General features: G+C 71.5%; 12 protein-coding genes. 4 read left to right on the forward strand and 8 right to left on the reverse strand.

Annotated elements, in window-relative coordinates; translation table 11 throughout:
* Positions 1-24: 24 nt before the first annotated feature.
* The 3 genes from ispG to dxr form a co-directional block, all read right to left on the reverse strand.
* Entirely contained in the window at positions 25-1,185 is a 1,161-nt protein-coding gene (gene ispG / locus ACGWYJ_RS37105) for a flavodoxin-dependent (E)-4-hydroxy-3-methylbut-2-enyl-diphosphate synthase (RefSeq protein ID WP_395111254.1), read from the reverse strand.
* 120 nt (positions 1,186-1,305) lie between these two features.
* Entirely contained in the window at positions 1,306-2,499 is a 1,194-nt protein-coding gene (locus ACGWYJ_RS37110) for a M50 family metallopeptidase (RefSeq protein ID WP_395111255.1), read from the reverse strand.
* Positions 2,500-2,520: 21 nt separating this feature from the next.
* Positions 2,521-3,768 (reverse strand): 1-deoxy-D-xylulose-5-phosphate reductoisomerase, encoded by a 1,248-nt coding sequence (dxr, locus tag ACGWYJ_RS37115; RefSeq protein WP_395111256.1) that lies wholly within the window; start codon positions 3,766-3,768, stop codon positions 2,521-2,523.
* A gap of 279 nt (positions 3,769-4,047) precedes the next feature.
* Between dxr and ACGWYJ_RS37120 the strand changes: the two genes are divergently transcribed.
* Positions 4,048-5,013, forward strand: coding sequence for a trypsin-like serine peptidase (locus ACGWYJ_RS37120; protein WP_395111257.1), 966 nt, complete (start codon positions 4,048-4,050; stop codon positions 5,011-5,013).
* Positions 5,014-5,029: 16 nt separating this feature from the next.
* Here the strand turns inward: ACGWYJ_RS37120 and ACGWYJ_RS37125 are convergent, their stop codons facing one another.
* From ACGWYJ_RS37125 to ACGWYJ_RS37135, 3 genes are all read right to left on the reverse strand, one after another.
* Positions 5,030-6,130: a sensor histidine kinase gene (locus ACGWYJ_RS37125; RefSeq protein WP_395111258.1), complete on the reverse strand. Its 1,101-nt coding sequence runs from the start codon at positions 6,128-6,130 to the stop codon at positions 5,030-5,032.
* A gap of 1,080 nt (positions 6,131-7,210) precedes the next feature.
* Positions 7,211-8,431, reverse strand: a complete 1,221-nt coding sequence (locus ACGWYJ_RS37130; protein WP_395111259.1) for an extracellular solute-binding protein — start codon at positions 8,429-8,431, stop codon at positions 7,211-7,213.
* A gap of 367 nt (positions 8,432-8,798) precedes the next feature.
* A complete protein-coding gene (locus tag ACGWYJ_RS37135; RefSeq protein ID WP_395111260.1) occupies positions 8,799-9,158 on the reverse strand; it encodes a hypothetical protein in 360 nt (119 codons plus the stop codon).
* 450 nt (positions 9,159-9,608) lie between these two features.
* On the opposite strand from ACGWYJ_RS37135, the gene ACGWYJ_RS37140 reads away from it, so the two are divergent.
* Positions 9,609-10,913, forward strand: coding sequence for a hypothetical protein (locus ACGWYJ_RS37140; protein ID WP_395111261.1), 1,305 nt, complete (start codon positions 9,609-9,611; stop codon positions 10,911-10,913).
* Here ACGWYJ_RS37140 and ACGWYJ_RS37145 read toward each other — a convergent pair.
* Both ACGWYJ_RS37145 and ACGWYJ_RS37150 read right to left on the reverse strand, forming a co-directional pair.
* A complete protein-coding gene (locus tag ACGWYJ_RS37145) occupies positions 10,849-12,351 on the reverse strand; it encodes a CoA-acylating methylmalonate-semialdehyde dehydrogenase (protein ID WP_395111262.1) in 1,503 nt (500 codons plus the stop codon). The two genes, ACGWYJ_RS37140 and ACGWYJ_RS37145, sit on opposite strands and share 65 nt — an antisense overlap.
* Positions 12,348-13,655, reverse strand: coding sequence for an aspartate aminotransferase family protein (locus ACGWYJ_RS37150; RefSeq protein ID WP_395111263.1), 1,308 nt, complete (start codon positions 13,653-13,655; stop codon positions 12,348-12,350). The genes ACGWYJ_RS37145 and ACGWYJ_RS37150 overlap by 4 nt, the downstream gene beginning before the upstream one ends.
* Positions 13,656-13,756: 101 nt before the next feature.
* Between ACGWYJ_RS37150 and ACGWYJ_RS37155 the strand changes: the two genes are divergently transcribed.
* Together ACGWYJ_RS37155 and ACGWYJ_RS37160 are read left to right on the forward strand one after the other, a co-directional pair.
* On the forward strand, positions 13,757-15,358 hold the full coding sequence (locus tag ACGWYJ_RS37155) for a PucR family transcriptional regulator (protein WP_395111264.1): 1,602 nt from the start codon (positions 13,757-13,759) through the stop codon (positions 15,356-15,358).
* Positions 15,359-15,411: 53 nt separating this feature from the next.
* Positions 15,412-16,530: a glutamate--cysteine ligase gene (locus ACGWYJ_RS37160; RefSeq protein WP_395111265.1), complete on the forward strand. Its 1,119-nt coding sequence runs from the start codon at positions 15,412-15,414 to the stop codon at positions 16,528-16,530.
* Positions 16,531-16,845: the final 315 nt, after the last annotated feature.

The following is a 16,845-nucleotide window of genomic DNA, read 5'->3' on the forward strand; positions in this document are numbered from 1 at the left end:
AAAACACAGCGCAGCTCGTGCTTGCTAAGAGACTTCTACGCCCATGTCTTCGGCGATGCGGATGGCTTCTTCGATGAGGGTTTCGACGATCTGGGATTCCGGGACGGTCTTGATGACCTCGCCTTTGACGAAGATCTGGCCTTTGCCGTTGCCGGAGGCGACGCCGAGGTCGGCTTCGCGGGCTTCGCCGGGGCCGTTGACGACGCAGCCCATCACGGCGACGCGCAGCGGGACGGGGAAGTCCTTCAGGGCGGCGGTGACCCGCTCGGCGAGGGTGTAGACGTCCACCTGGGCGCGGCCGCAGGACGGGCAGGACACGATCTCCAGGCCGCGCTTCCGCAGGCCGAGGGACTCCAGGATCTGGGCGCCGACCTTGACCTCTTCCACGGGGGGCGCGGACAGCGAGACGCGGATGGTGTCGCCGATGCCCTGGGAGAGCAGCGCGCCGAAGGCGACCGCGGACTTGATGGTGCCCTGGAAGGCGGGACCGGCCTCGGTGACGCCGAGGTGCAGCGGGTAGTCGCAGGCGGCGGCCAGTTGGCGGTACGCCTCGATCATCACGACGGGGTCGTTGTGCTTGACGGAGATCTTGATGTCGCGGAAGCCGTGCTCCTCGAACAGCGAGCACTCCCAGAGGGCGGACTCCACCATCGCCTCGGGGGTGGCCTTGCCGTGCTTCTCCAGCAGGCGCTTGTCCAGCGAGCCGGCGTTGACGCCGATCCGGATGGGGACGCCGGCGTCGGAGGCGGCCTTGGCGATCTCGCCGACCTTGTCGTCGAACTTCTTGATGTTGCCCGGGTTGACCCGGACGGCCGCGCAGCCCGCGTCGATCGCGGCGAACACGTACTTGGGCTGGAAGTGGATGTCGGCGATCACCGGGATGGGAGACTTGCGGGCGATCTGCGGCAGCGCGTCCGCGTCGTCCTGGGAGGGGACCGCGACCCGTACGATCTGGCAGCCCGCGGCGGTCAGTTCGGCGATCTGCTGGAGTGTGGCGTTGACGTCGGCGGTCAGCGTGGTGGTCATCGACTGCACGGAGACCGGCGCGTCGCCCCCGACGGGGACGTCGCCGACCATGATCCGCCGGGAGGCGCGGCGCGGCGCGACCTGCCGCCGCTCACCGGCTCCGTCCCCCGGACCGTCGCCTTCGCCGCGGATCGTCGGAATTCCGAGTGAAACGCTCATCCCTCTCCCTTTGAACGACCCCGTACGCGGGATGCCCGCACCCAGTCGGCACCCGCCTCCCCACCCTAAGTGCCCGCGGGGCATGGGATGACGCGGACCCGGGAGAAGTCTTGGTGATCGCTATTGCGGAAGCCGCAGGGGGTTGACCAAGTCCGCCGCGATCAGGAGCAGTCCCAGCCCGATCAGCAGGAAGATGGCCACGTAGGCGATGGGCATGAGCTTGGCCACGTCCACCGTGCCGGGGTCGGGCCGTCCGCGCAGCCGCGCCACCAGGGCGCGGGCCCGTTCGTAGGCGACGATCGCCAGGTGGCCGCCGTCGAGCGGCAGGATGGGGATGACGTTGAGCGCGCCCAGGAAGATGTTCAGCGAGACGACCAGCGACAGGTACAGGACGAGCTTGTCCTGCCAGGAGCTGTCGGAGGCGAAGATCTGCCCTGACACGTCGCCCGCCCCGACCACGCTGCCGACCTGGCCGCCCGGGGTGCTGGCACGGTCCTCGGAGAACAGGTGGGGGACGGCGGCGGGCAGGTCGGCCAGGGCCCGGCCGATGCCGCCGACGGTCTCGCCGATCACCCGGGACGCGAACGCCGCCGCGCCGACGGGTCCGACGCGCTCGTACCCCTCGCCGACCACGCGCGCGGACATGCCCAGGAACGGCTGCCCGCCGGAGGAGGCCAGCCTCGGCCGCAGGGTGACCCGCGCACCGGCGCGGTCCACCACGACGGCGACGGTCTGCCCTGGCCTGGATGCCGCGATGGCCCGCCGCAGCTCGTCCCAGTTCCGGACGGGCGTGCCGTTGAACGAGACCACCCGGTCGCCCTCGCGCAGCCCCGCGACGGCGGCGGGTGAGGGCGGGTCTCCGCGGGCGCAGGCGGCCTGCGCGTTCTCCGGGACGCACGGGCTGACCTCCCGCACCGTGGTGGTGGCGGTGCCGGGGACGTGCAGCCCGATGGCCATCGCCATCAGCATGAGCAGGACGAAGGCGAAGGCGAAGTTCATCACGACGCCGCCGGCGATCACGACGGCCCTGCGTCCCGCGGGCTGCCGGTAGAAGGCGCGGGGCCGGTCGGCCGGGTCGATCTCCTCCAGCGGCGTATAGCCGACGATCTTGACGAAGCCGCCGAGGAGGACCGCCTTGATGCCGTACTCGGTCTCGCCCTTGCGGCGCGACCACAGCGTGGGGCCGAAGCCCACGAAGTACTGGGTGGCCTTCATGCCGAAGCGCTTGGCGGTCACCAGGTGGCCCGCCTCGTGCAGCATCACCGAGATCAGCAGCGCGGCGACGAACAGCACCACGCCGAGGAGAAAGGACACCGCGTCCCTCCCCTCCCCGGGTCAGGCCGACCCTGTGATCTCCCTCGCCCGTGTCCGCGCCCACGCGTCGGCGGCGAGGACGTCGTCGAGCGTCAGGCCGGTCGTGGTGGCCGTTCCGTGCTCCTCCACTACCCGCGCGACCGTGTCCACTATCCCCAGGAAGGGGAGGCGTCCGGCACGGAACGCCTCGACGCATTCCTCGTTGGCCGCGTTGTAGACGGCGGGCGCGGTGCCGCCTCTGGTCCCGACCTCGGCGGCCAGCGCGACGGCGGGGAACGCCTCGCGGTCGAGCGGGAACAGCTCCCAGGTGTGCGCCCGCGTCCAGTCCACGCCGGGCGCGGCGTCGGGGACCCGGTCGGGCCAGGCGAGGCCCAGCGCGATCGGCAGCCGCATGTCGGGCGGGCTGGCCTGGGCGAGCGTCGAGCCGTCGGCGAACTCCACCATCGAGTGGATCACCGACTGGGGGTGCACCATGACCTCGATCCGGTCGAACGGGACGTCGAACAGCAGGTGCGCCTCGATCACCTCCAGCCCCTTGTTGACCAGGGTGGCGGAGTTGATCGTGATGACCGGGCCCATGTCCCAGGTCGGGTGGGCGAGCGCCTGCTCGGGGGTGACGGCGGCCAGCTCGTCCCGGGTCCGGCCGCGGAACGGACCGCCGCTGGCGGTGAGCACCAGCCGCCGCACCTCGGCCGCGTGCCCGCCGCGCAGGCACTGCGCCAGCGCGGAATGCTCGGAGTCGACGGGAACGATCTGGCCGGGCCGGGCCCGCTCCTTCACCAGCGGCCCGCCGACGATCAGGGATTCCTTGTTGGCGAGCGCGAGCGTGCGTCCCGCGTCCAGGGCGGCCAGGGTGGAGGACAGGCCCAGCGCGCCGGTGACGCCGTTCAGCACCAGGTCGGACGGCCAGGACGCGACCTCGGCGACCGCCTCCGGACCCGCGACGATCTTCGGTATGGCGTACTCGCCCGCCGCGTACCCGCGCCGCCTCGCCTCGGCGTAGAAGGCGAGTTGCAGGTCCTGGGCGGCGGACGCGCGGGCCACCGCGACGATCTCGGGACGGAACTCCAGGGCCTGCTCGGCCAGCAGCTCCACCCGTCCGCCGCCGGCCGCGAGCCCGGTCACCCGGAACCGGTCCGGGTTGCGGCGGATCACGTCGAGGGCCTGGGTGCCGATCGACCCGGTCGAGCCGAGCACGGCGACATCGCGGCGGCCCCGCGGGCCTTCGGAGGAACCGCCGGAGGGGACGGCGGCGCTGGGAGATGGCATCACGCGGTCCATTGTCGGCCATCGCGGCCCCCGGGCGCGCGCGGACCCGTGCCGCCGTGCCCACCCACCGGCGATCTCCCGATCACCCACGGTGGCGGCCCGCCGTCACCCGGAAGGACGCTCCACATGCGGAAACGTCTAGGACTGTGCAGATAGGTGGCTCTGTTCGTGGATTTATGCCACTAGTCGCGCCATGGCCGGCGAAATACGGTCCGCTTACCGTCCGCTCACGAACGGACACGCCTCGCCGTCCAGCTCCCCCGGCTCTTCGGAGGCCCCATGAAACGCTCCCCTCACGTCCGGGCCATGACCTTCTCCGCGCTCGGCGGAGCCGTCCTCATCACGCCACTGCTGGCCGCCCCCGCCCAGGCCGCCCCGCCCTCGCCCAAGGTCCGCGCGCAAGCGATCGGGGACGCCGCGGAGAAGCGCGTCACCGCCTACTGGACGCGCGAGCGCATGCGTTCTGCCGTACCGATGGAACGGCTGTTCAAGGCCAGGCCCTCCAGCCAGAAGTCGGTGAAGCGGGGCGTCAAGCAGCAGTTCCCCGCCACCAAGGCGCTGCCTCTCCTCAACCCGGGAGCGGCCTGGACGCAAGGCGGCAAGGTCGCGCGCACGGCGGGACGCGTGTTCTTCACCTTCCAGGGGCGCAACGCGTCCTGCTCAGGGGACGCGGTCACCAGCGCCAACAGGAGCACGGTCATCACGGCGGGCCACTGCGTGAAGCTGGAAGGCTCCTGGCACACCAACTGGGTGTTCGTCCCGGGCTACGACGACGGGCAGCGCCCGTACGGCACCTGGACCGCCAGGCAGACCCTCACCACGCCCCAATGGGACGCCACCGAGGACATCAACTACGACGTGGGCGCCGCCGTGGTGAACTCCCTGGACGGCCGCAACCTGGTCGACACCGTGGGCGGGCAAGGCATCGCGTTCAACCAGGACCGCGGGCAGACCATGCACGCCTTCGGCTACCCGGCCGAGGCGCCCTACGACGGAAGCACGCTCACCTATTGCAGCGGCCCCGTCATCAACGACCTGCTGGGCACCACCGCGCAGGGGATGACGTGCACCATGACCGGCGGGTCCAGCGGGGGACCATGGTTCCTGAGCTTCGACGAGGCGACCGGCACGGGCGTCCAGAACTCGGTCAACAGCTTCAAGTACAACTTCCTGCCGACGCACATGTTCGGGCCGTACTTCGGCGCCGACGCGCAGAACCTGTACCGGAGGGCGCAGTCGTCGTAACGGCGGCGGGCCGGGCTCAGCCGCTCCCCTCGGGGCGCGGGGTGGCGCGCATGGGCGGGCGGAACGTGGCGCGTTCCCCCCGCTCCGGGTCGTCCTCCTCGGCCTGCTCGCCCCTCTCGCGCGGGCGGTACAGGGGGAGCCGCAGGACGAGGCGCGCGCCGCGGTCACTGTCCGCGACATTCAGCCGCCCGCCGTGCGCGGTGACGATCTCGCGGGCCACGGGCAGCCCGAGGCCGCTGCCGCCGCTGTCGCGGCTGCGCGCGGAGTCCAGCCGGGCGAACGGGTCGAAGACGCGCTCCCGATCGCCGACGGCGATGCCGGGCCCGTCGTCGCGCACCTCCAGCACCGCCTCACGCCCCTCGGTTCCGAGGCTGACGGTGATCTCCCGCTCGGCGTACCGTTCGGCGTTGTTGAGCAGGTTGACCAGCGCCCGGACGATCTGCGGGCGGTTCCCCTCCACCAGCACGCCGTCCCGCAAGCCGCTGCGCAGCGGGACGGCCGACGTGCGGGCCGCCACCTCGTCCCGGACCAGGCCGGTCAGGTCCAGTGGCGCGCGCTCGGGCCGCGCGCCGACGTCGATCCGGGCCAGGGCCAGCAGGTCCTCGGCGATCTGGTGCAGCCGCTCGACATCGCGGAGCGCGTCCTTCAGGGTCCCCACCGGATCGACCTCCTCCGGATCCGCCAGCGCCACCTCGATCTTGGTGCGCAACCCGGCGATCGGGGTGCGCAGCTCGTGCGAGGCGTCCGCGGCGAACTGGCGCTGCCGCGCCATCGTCCGTTCCTCCCGGTCCAGCATGCCGTTGACCGTACGGGTGAGCCGCGCGATCTCCCCGCCGCCGCGGTCGGCGGCGCCGGGCGGGGGGACGCGCAGCCCCCACCCGGACTCGGCGACCTCCGACAGCCGCGCCTCGAAGCGCTGGACGGCGTCCCTGCGCCGCTTCGCCGAGCGCCGCAACGACCACAGGAGCGGCGTGAGCAGGAGCAGGCACAGGCCCGCGCCCACCACGGCGCCGGGCAGGAACGTGTCCATCGCCCAGGCGCCGGTGGTGAGCAGCGACGTGGCGACGATCGCCACGGAAAGGGAGAGCAGCCGCAGCGGCGCCGGCCTGTCACGCACCGGACGCGACGACCTCGCCGGGCGATCGGCCCCGCTGTTTCCCCGCATCTCTTATTTCTATGCGGAGACCGCCTAAACCAGGGCAAAGCAGGCGCCGCGATCCGGCCCCCTCCTCCCCCGCAATTCCCACCCCACCTGGGGCGACGGCAGATCACCCATGTGCATTCCCGGAACGGCCACCCCCGGACCGCCCCGCATACCCCCTGACCTTTGCCGCCATTTTCACTGTGAGTAACGAGAGCAACACGTTTCACCACCTATAAAGGATTCTGTGATGTCGGCTCCCGCTACACAGGGGGAATGGGCAATGGGCCACACGGGGGAACCACGGTTCGACCCCGGCGTGCTGACCGCCGCGCAACGCCAAGGCGACGCCTGCGTCGTCTGCCACAAAAAGTGGCCGCGGCCACGAGTACGCCTAGGGCTACTGCCCGACGGCCAAGGGGTGTTCGCGTGCGACGATTGCGCACCCGCCCTGCCGATCCCCCGCGGGCCCCAAGGCCCGGAGCCGACCACCGCCGCCCGCCCGCCCGCCCGGCGGGCCAGAGCGGCGATGCCGGTACTCGACTAGCTCGCTAGACCGACACCGGCATCCGGGAGATCTCTCCAGGAGAAAGGGTGACCCGGACCATCGGGGGGAGGTCCGGGACCACCCGGGTGGCGCGCCCGGCTGGGGGCGGCCGGGCGCGCCCTTTTTTCTTTGCTTCAGCGAGCTGCGCTCCTCGCCTGGCGGCTCGTCGCTTGTCGCTTACGCGGCGATCGCTGCATCGCTCCGACTCGCCCAGGGGCTCGCTTCGCGATCAGGGTCTCGCTGGCGCTCGCCCCTGCCTTGGGTCGCGATCGCGGCGGTTGGCCGCCGTTCGGGGCTGAGGTGGGACCCTCTCTATTTGCTTCAGCGAGCTGCGCTCCTCGCCTGGCGGCTCGTCGCTTGTCGCTTACGCGGCGATCGCTGCATCGCTCCGACTCGCCTGGCGGCTCGCTACGCGATCAGGGTCTCGCTGGCGCTCGCCCCTGCCTTCGGTCGCGATCGCGGCGGTTGGTGTTGTTGCGGGGTTCGGGGACGTGGTTGCTCGCCCTGGCTCAGGACTTGGTGGCCTGGATCCAGGCTTTTGTCCACTCCGTGTAGTCGGTGCAGTCGCGGCGGCCGTTCATGTCGCTGTCGTCCTCGTCACCCGCGCCGCACTCCCTGGACGGGGTGTGGGCGAAGATGACCTTCTCCAGGTAGTCGCGGTCGCTCACGCGGTAGGCGTTGCAGAAGGCGGCGCGCAGGCGGTCGCCGGTACATGCCTGGGGGTTGGCGGGCGCCACGCCCGACCACTCGGCGACCTGTTGCTGGACGTCGGGCGACGCGGTCCACTGCAACCACTGGTACATGCAGTTGGGGTGCTGGGCGCGGGCGCCGATCATCCACGCCTTCATCCAGCCGGTGACGCCGCCGTCGGGGACGACGCCCTGCACCGGCTTGCCCGCGCGGGTCAGAACGTCCACCTGGTACGGCCAGACCTGGCCCACGGCCGCTCCCCCGCCGGCGAAGGCGCTCACGGCGTCGGCGGGCAGCTCCCAGTACTCCTTCACGTGCGGGCGCTGCCGGACCAGGATCTTGATGACCTCGTCCAGCTGGCGGCGGGTGAGGGAGTACGGGTCGCTGATCTTGAGCTTGCGGTTCTTGCTGCGCAGGTAGAGGGCGGCCTCGGCGATGGTCAGGGGGCTGTCGCGGATCACCAGCCGGCCCGAGTGCTTCGCGGCCTGGGCGGGGTCGAACAGCGCCGCCCAGCTCGACGGGGCCGACTCCACCGCCCTGGTGTCGTACATGAGGAGGTTCGAGCCCCAGACGTAGGGGACCCCGTAGACCTTGTCGTCCTTCTTGAGCAGGGAGCGCAGGCGGGGCTGGAGCCTCTTGTAGCCCTCCACCAGGTTCGGGTTGACCGGGGCGACGTCCCTGCCCTCGATGAGACGGCCGGCGACCTCCGGCGGGGCGGCCACGCCGTCGTACTGACGGGACTTGTTGCTCATCAGCTCGGTCAGCTCCTGGGCGTTGCGGGCCCCCTTGACGCTGACCTTGCATCCGGTGCGTTCCTGGAACGGGGTCACCCAGTCGACCCGGGGGTCGGTGCCGCCCGCCTCCACCTCGCCGGGCAGCGTCACCAGGTTGAGCGCCCCCTCGCCGGGACCCAGGGTGCTCGCCGCCCGCATCGCGCCGACCGGCTCCCGCTCGTCGTCACCGGTGCAGGCGCCGCCCAGCGCCCCGACCATCGCCGCCACGGCCAGCACCGAGGCCGCCGCCTTGGACCTCCGCCTCATCACGCTCCCGAATCGCCCACGTCACCCGTCGGCGCAGCGTAGCGCCTCCCGGGTCGCTCCGGGATCCGTTCGGCCGCCCGGGACGGCGCCCCGCCGTCCGAACGGCGGCGGCACCCGAATTCCGCGACGGGACGCGCGGGCACGGCGCGGCTTTTCCGGTTTTGTTTTTAGGGCGCTCCGGTGAACACCATTAAGGAATGGCCTTTGGGCCGTGCCGCATGAGAAACCGCCACGGCCCGGGGGGACGGCGGGTGCTGGCGTCCGCGCCACACACGGAGGTTGCTGGAGAGGGATATGGCGCGGGCTGACCGTCCGTCCCGGGCCGTGGCGGCACCGGTGGGGCGTGGCGAGGTTGGGGAACAGCGGATCACCTTGCAGTGCTGCCTGGCCACACGATCACCGGTACCCGCCGGGACGCCGCCGGTGTGATGCCCTCGAGACGGAGGAGGTTCGAGGGCCGGTGCGCGTCCTGCCGGGGGTCTGGCGGGGAGTAGGCCCTGGTCGGGACCTGGCTCCCGGGGTCGTGTCCGGTGGTTTCGCCGTGCTGGACCACCTCGATCCGTGCGATGAGCCGCTGCGGTGACTCGGCCTCGACGAACCCCGCCGGGTTCCGCTCCCGCGGAGGGAGCGCCCACCAGCGGCGGGTGAACGGGCCGAACCAGACGGTCCAGCCCGGATACCGCCGGCTGAGCGCCTCGGCCTCGGCCGAGTGGTCGCCAGTAGTCATCGCGCGGAACCCGTCCTTTTTAATTGCATCTCGAATTAATTGAGACAATCAGATTGTGGCGTCCCGCCACAGAGACAGTCAACACCTGTAGCTATTATTTGTCGGAGGCGGCGTGACGAAAATTGACGACGAAAACCTGCGAACGGCAGGAAATACCCATCATCCGGACCTGCCGGTTGTCACAGCGGGTCGCCCTCCGGTGGCGGACGCGTCCCTCCGCGTCGGCGGCGGGGCCCGGACGGACCTTGCCCGAAGGTTCGATCAGGGCATCGCCGGCGTCTGGTGAACGTGACCTGTTCACCAAGTCACGCGCGGCGTTCACCCCGCGCGGCCGGTCGCACCTAGCCTGACCTGGTGGGTCGGCTTTTTGGTCGAATACGGGCGATTTGTCCCACTCATGCGCCGTTCGTCGCCGCGCTCGCCTTGGGTGCCGCCGTCCGGTGGCTCACCATGCTCGGATATCCCGGCGTGCTGTGGTTCACCGGGGACTCCTCCTTCTACCTCGGTTACGCGCTGCGTCCCGCTCCGTCACCGAGCAAGACGCTGGGCTATTCGTTCGTGTTGAGGCTGCTCGAACCCGTCCACAGCCTGGCCCTGGTGGCGAGCTTGCAGCACGCGATGGGCCTGGCCGTCGCGGTGATGGTCTACGCGCTGCTGTACCGGGCCGGGTTGCCGGGGTGGGGCGCCACGCTGTTCACGCTGCCGATCCTGTTCGACGCGTACACGATCGAGCTTGAGCACCTGCTGATGTCCGAAGCGCTGTTCACCTTCCTGATCGCGGCGGCGTTGACGCTCGTGCTGTGGCGGTCCGAGTGGTGGATGGCCGCCGTCGCCGGAGGGCTGCTCGGGTACGCGGTGCTGGTGCGGTCGGCCGCCCTGCCCCTGCTTCCGGTGGTCTTCCTGTGGCTGCTGCTCCGCAGGTGGCACGCCCTGGTCTTCGGTGCGGCCGCCGTGGTGCCCCTCGCGGCCTACGCCGTCTGGTTCCACGGTGCTCACGGCTCCTACGGCCTCACGTCCAGCGACGGCATCTACCTGTGGGGACGGACGGCGGCGTTCGCCGACTGCGATGAGATGCCGCCCGGCTTGAAACCGCTGTGCCTCAGCCCCTCGTTGCGCGCCAAGGGGTATCCGCCCGGACGTCTCATCTGGAGGAGCCAGGCCCCACCCCGGGTCGTGTACGAGAACGTCACCAGCCGTGAGGCCAACGACACCCTGCGCGACTTCGCGGTACGCGCCATCCTCACCAATCCCGGCGGCTACCTGAAGGCGATCGGTGACGGTGTCGGCATGGCCTTCAGCCCCCACCGTTCCCCGCACCCGACGGCGAACACCGAGGCGCTGTACCACTTCCCCGACCGGCCCCAGGTCCTTCCCTCCCACAAGGGGTGGGGCAGAGGGCACGGCACGGCGCTTGCTGACGCGACCCGGTACGAGCGGTCATCCGTCGTGAGCCGGGTCGTCCAGCCGTACGCCGACCTCATGATCGCCTACCAGAGGTGGGTGTACCTCCCGGGACCGGCGCTGGCCGCGCTGTTCGCGGTCGGCGTGGTGGGGCTCACGCGGCGCGGGCCGGCGCCGGCGTGGGCGTCCGCCGTGGCGTTGCTGGTGTTCCCCATCGCCGGCGCCGACTTCGACTACCGGTACGTGGTGCCCACGATCCCGTTCGCCTGCCTGGCCGCCGGGCTCGCGCTCAACCGTTGGTGGGGAAGCCCAGGTTCACTCCTCCGTGGGACGGGTCGAGCCAGCGCGCCGTGACCGCCTTGGTCCTGGTGTAGAAGTGAACGCCCTCCATGCCGTAGGCGTGGCTGTCGCCGAACAGGGACGACTTCCAGCCGCCGAAGGAGTAGTAGGCCATCGGCACGGGGATCGGCACGTTGATGCCGACCATGCCGACCTCCACCTCGTTCTGGAAGCGGCGCGCCGCCCCGCCGTCGTTGGTGAAGATCGCGGTGCCGTTGCCGTACGGGTTGCCGGCGATGATCTCCATGGCCTCGTCGTAGGAGCGGGCCCGGACGATGGAGAGGACGGGACCGAAGATCTCGTCCTTGTAGGCGTCCATCTCCGGCGTCACATGGTCGAGGACGGTCGGGCCGAGCCAGAACCCGTCGCCCGGGTCGCCGAGGACCGGCGTCTCGCGTCCGTCCACCACGAGGGTGGCGCCCTGGGCGACGCCCGCGTCCAGGTAGGACGCGACCTTGTCCCGGTGCGCCTTGGTGACCAGCGGGCCCATCTCCGACTCGGGGTTGTCGCCGGGACCGACCTTGAGCTTGGCGACGCGCTCCGTGATCTTGCCGATCAGCTCGTCCCCCACCGGGTCGACGGCGACGACGACGGAGATGGCCATGCAGCGCTCGCCCGCCGAGCCGAACCCGGCCGACACCGCGGCGTCCGCGGCCAGGTCGAGGTCGGCGTCGGGCAGCACCACCATGTGGTTCTTGGCGCCGCCGAGGGCCTGGACGCGCTTGCCGTGGCGGGCCGCCGTCTCGTAGATGTAGCGGGCGATCGGGGTGGAGCCGACGAAGCTGACCGCCTTGACGTCGTCATGGTGCAGCAGCCCGTCCACCGCGGCCTTGTCGCCGTGGACGACGTTGAAGACGCCCTCGGGCAGCCCGGCCTCCGCCCACAGCTCCGCCAGCCGGACCGAGGCGGACGGGTCCTTCTCCGACGGCTTGAGGACGAAGGTGTTCCCGCAGGCGATCGCGACGGGGAACATCCACATCGGCACCATCGCGGGGAAGTTGAACGGGGTGATCCCCGCGACCACGCCCAGCGGCTGAAGGATCGAGTAGGCGTCCACACGGGACGAGACGTTCTCCGAGAACCCGCCCTTGAGCAGGTGCGGGATGCCGCAGGCGAACTCCACGACCTCCAGGCCGCGCGCCACCTCGCCCGCCGCGTCCGAGACCACCTTGCCGTGCTCGGACGAGATCAGCCTGGCCAACTCGTCGCGGTGCGCGTTCACCAGTTCGCGGAAGCGGAACAGGATCGCGGTGCGCCGGGCAAGCGAGGTATCCCGCCAGGCGGGGAAGGCGGCCTTCGCGGCGGCGACCGCGGCGTCGATCTCCTCCCGCCCCGCGAAGTCGACCCTGCCGCTCACGCGGCCGGACGAGGGCTCGTACACCTCGCCCTGCCGTTCGGCGGGGGCGCCGGTGTGCGGCTTGCCGTCGATCCAGTGGGTGATGTGCCGGGTCATGACGTCGCGGCCTCGTTCACGCTCTGGAGGGCGTCGGTCAGGATGGCCAGGCCCTCGGCCGCCTCGGCGTCGGTGAGCGTCAGCGGAGGCGCCATCCGCACCACGTTGCCGTACAGGCCGCCCTTGCCGACCAGCAGCCCGCGTTCCCGCGTGGCCTCCAGCACGGCGGCGGCCAGCGGCGGGCTGGGCTCGCCCGTCGCGGGGTCGGCCAGCTCGACCGCGAACATCAGGCCCTTGCCGCGCACGGCCCGGACGATGTCCAGCGTCTCGGCCGCGGCGCGCAGCCCCCCGATGATCGTCTCGCCCTGCCGGGCGGCGTTGGACTGGAGGTCGTGCTCCAGGACGTAGTCGAGCGTGGCGTTGCCGGCCGCCATGGCGATCGGGTTGCCGCCGAACGTGGAGATCCCCACCGCGGGCAGCGCGTCCATCAGGTCCCCGCGGGCGACGACGCCGCCGATCGCGAAGCCGTTGGCCAGGCCCTTGGCGAAGGTCATCATGTCGGGCGTCACGCCGTGGCTCTGGATGCCGAAGAAGCTCTGCCCGGTACGGCCCCACCCCGTCTGCACCTCATCGGAGATGAGCAGGATGCCGTACTCGTCCAGGACCTCCTTGTACGCGCGGAACAGCCCGTCGGGGGCCATGGTGAAGCCGCCCACGCCCTGGATCGGCTCGGCGATCAGCGCGCCCACCTCACCGCCCGCCGCGGTCGCCAGCACGTGCCGCAGGTCCTCGACGCACACGTCGATGTACGCCTCGTCCGACAGGTCCTTGAACTGCGGCAGGTGCCGGTCGGCGCCGTGCAGGAAGTGGACGTGGACCGGCGAGTACGACAGGTTCGTCCAGGCCCGGGTGCCGGTGACGCCGATCGCGCCGAACGAGCGGCCGTGGTAGCTCTGCCGCATCGCCAGCATCTGGTCGGTGCGGCGGGTGTAGGCGGCCAGCAGCAGCGCGGTCTCGTTGGCCTCGGTGCCGGAGTTGGTGAAGAACACCTTGGCGTCCGGGATCCCGGACAGCCGCGCGATCTTCTCCGCGAGCTCGATCTGGCCGCGCAGCAGGTAGGAGGTGGAGGTGTGCACGATGCCGGTGGCGATCTGCCGCTCCACCGCCTCCCTGACCTCGGGCACGTCGTACCCGATCATGTTGCTGAGGATGCCCGTGAAGAAGTCGAGGTAGCCGTTGCCCTCGCCGTCGGTCACGCGGTTGCCCTTGCCGGCGACGATCTCGATGGGACGCTCGTAGTTGAGGGCCACCCAGGACGGCATGACGGCCCGGTGGCGCTGCAGCAGACTCGCATGTTCCGACATGCCCACAGTCTCGTCCCGGCGGCCTGCGGTGGGAACCGCCACAGTGTCACGATCCAGGCCGGACGCTTGACGGAGTGGCACCCTTTACACTGTGTAAGACCATGCTTCCCACGCTGGGCGATGTGCTCTGTCTCGACGCGGTGCGCCGCGGCCAGCCGCATGTGGTCGCCGGCGGCGACCGGCTGGACAACCGGGTCCGCTGGGTCCATGTGGCCGAGGTCACCGACATCGCGCACCTGCTGCACGGCGGCGAGCTGGTCCTGACCACCGGCATCGCCTTACCGGACGAGCCGGAACGGCTGCGGGCCTACATCGCCGAGCTGGCCGAGGTCGGGGTCAGCGGGCTGATGATCGAGCTGGGCCGGCGGTACGCCGACGCCCTGCCGCCCGCCCTGCTGGCCGCCGCCGAGGAGCACCGGCTGCCGGTCGTCATGCTGGCGCACGAGCCCGCGTTCGTGGACATCACCGAGTCCGTGCACGCCCGGATCGTCCAGGACCAGTACGCGGAGCTGCGCGCCTCCGAGCGGCTGCACGAGATCTTCACCCAGCTGTCGGTGGAGGGCGCGTCCACCGAGGAGGTCGTCCGGCAGACCGCGGCGCTGGGCGGGCACGCCGTCGTCCTGGAGAACCTGTCGCACCAGGTGCTGGCCGCCGACGCCGACGGCCGCGACCCGGCCGAGCTGCTGTCGGCGTGGGAGACCCGCTCACGCGCCGTCCGTCCCGGGCAGCGCACCGCGTACGACGCGGCGTCCGGCTGGCTGGTCACCATGGTCGGCGCCCGCGGCGAGGACTGGGGCCGCCTGATCATCACGCTGGGCGCGCCGCCCACCGCCCGCGACACCGTCCTGATCGAACGGGCCGCCACCACGCTGGCGCTGGGCAGGCTGCTGGACCGGCACGCCGAGAGCGTCGAACGCCAGGCGCACGGCACGATCATCGCCCGGATCCTGGAGCACTCCTATTCCGACCCGCAGGAGGCCGCCGCCCGCTCCCGCGCGCTGGGCGTCCCCCTGTCGGGCCGCCGCCTGATCGGCGTGGTGCTGCGCACCCGCGGCCACGCGCAGCCCGCGGAGGTCTCCGAGCTGGCCGAGGTCGCCGCCGCGGCCTGCAAGGACGCCCGGCTCGCCGCGCTGGTCGGCGTCCTGGACGAGGGCGGGCCCTCCGCCCGGGTCGGCGTCCTGGCGTCCCTCCCGGCGCGCTCCGACCCCGAGACCGCGCTCACCGCCGTGGCGACCCGCGTCCGGAAGCAGTCCGACGGGGTCATGGCGGCCGGGTCGGTGGTGTCCTCCATCCGGGACGTGCGCCGCTCGTTCCTGGAGGCCGACCAGGTCGCCGACGTGGCCAGCGGCTCCTCCGGCGACCGGCTCTTCTATCGCATGCCCGACCTGCGCCTGCGCGGCCTGCTGCACCTGCTCCGCGACGACGCCCGCATCCAGACCTTCGTCGAACGCGAACTCGGCCCCCTCCTGGAGTACGACGCCGAGCGCAAGGGCGACCTGACCCACATCCTCCGCCTCTACCTGGACGCGGGCCGCAACAAGGCCGTCGCCGCCCAGAAGGCCCACCTGTCCCGTCCCGCCTTCTACGAACGCCTGCGCCGCATAGAACGCGTCCTCAACGCCGACCTGGACGACGTGGAGTCCTGCGTCTCCCTCCACGTGGCCCTCCTGGCCCTCTCCTCCCTCCGCCAGGACCGCCAGTAAAGGCTTGCGGCGACGGCGCTGGTAAGGCGGCCACCGGCGGGCACAACACAACGATGGACGTGCGAACGTTCGGGGTCGAGGAGGAGCTGCTGCTCGTCGACCCCGACGGCGGGGGACTTCGGGCCGTGTCGGACGCGGTGATCCGGTACGCGCGGGAGCACGGGGGCGTGCCGCTGGTGGGGGCGGGCAACGCGGGGATCTTCGAGACCGAGCTGCAGCGCGAGCAGCTCGAGATGTGCACGCTTCCCTGCGCGACGCTGGACGAGCTGGCCGAGCAGGTCGTCACCATCCGCCGGGCCGCGTCGATCGCGGCCTCCGGCGTGGGGGCGGCGGTGGCGGCCCTGGCGACCTGCCCGGTGGAGGTGCACCCGTCGCTGACGCCGTCCCGCCGGTACCGGCGCATGGCCGACGCGTACGCGCTCACCGCCGACGAGCAGCTCACCTGCGGCTGCCACGTGCACGTGAGCATCGGCTCGGCCGACGAGGGCGTCGCCGTCCTCGACCGGATCAGGCCCTGGCTGCCGCCGCTCCTGGCGCTCAGCGCGAACTCCCCGTTCTGGCAGGGGCACGACACCGGGTACGAGAGCTGGCGGCAGCAGGTCTGGTGGCGGTGGCCGTCCAGCGGCCCGACCCAGCTGTTCGGGTCGGCGGCGGAGTACCGCGCGGCCGTGCGGGCGCTGATCGAGACTGGCACCCTCCTCGACGAGGGCATGATCTACTTCGATGCCCGGCTGTCCCGGCACCACCCGACCATCGAGATCCGGGTGGCCGACGTGTGCCTGCGCTCGTCCGACACCGTGCTGGTGGCGGCGCTGGTACGGGCGCTGGTCGACACCGCCGCGACCGCCTGGCGCGCCGGCGAGCCCCCGGACCCCGTACGCACCGACCTGCTGAAGCTGGCCATGTGGCGGGCCAGCCGCTCCGGCCTGGACGAGGACCTGGTCCACCCCGTGACCCACCGCTCCGCTCCCGCGGCGGACGTGGTGACGGCCCTCCTCGACCACGTCACCCCCGCCCTGGACCGCTACGGCGACCTGCGCACCGTCCACGACCTGCTCGGCCGCGTCATGAAGGACGGCAACGGTGCCCGCCGCCAACGCGCCATCTACCAGCGCGAAGGCAAAATCCCCCCCATAATGGCCGACGCCGTCCGCCGAACCGCCGAACACTAACAATCAAAAAAGGCCGCTGCGGGGCGTCCCAGGGGGTAGATCACCCCGCAGCGGCGTCTAACAACCCGCCTCAGCCCGTCACCCCAACCCCGAACGGTCGCTCAAAGCGCTGCGATCGCGACCGAAGGCAGGTTCCGAGCCTGCGAGGAACCTGATCGCGCAGCGAGCCGCCAGGCGAGGAGCGCAGCTCACGCGAGCCAATAAACACAACCGCCGCGGGGCGTCCCGGGGGTAGACACCCCGCAGCGGCGTCTAACAACCCGCCTCAGCCCGTCACCCCAGCCACGAACGGTCGCTCAAGCGCTGCGATCGCGA

It is taken from the genome of Actinomadura sp. SCN-SB (assembly GCF_043906805.1).
Taxonomy (GTDB): Bacteria; Actinomycetota; Actinomycetes; order Streptosporangiales; family Streptosporangiaceae; genus Spirillospora.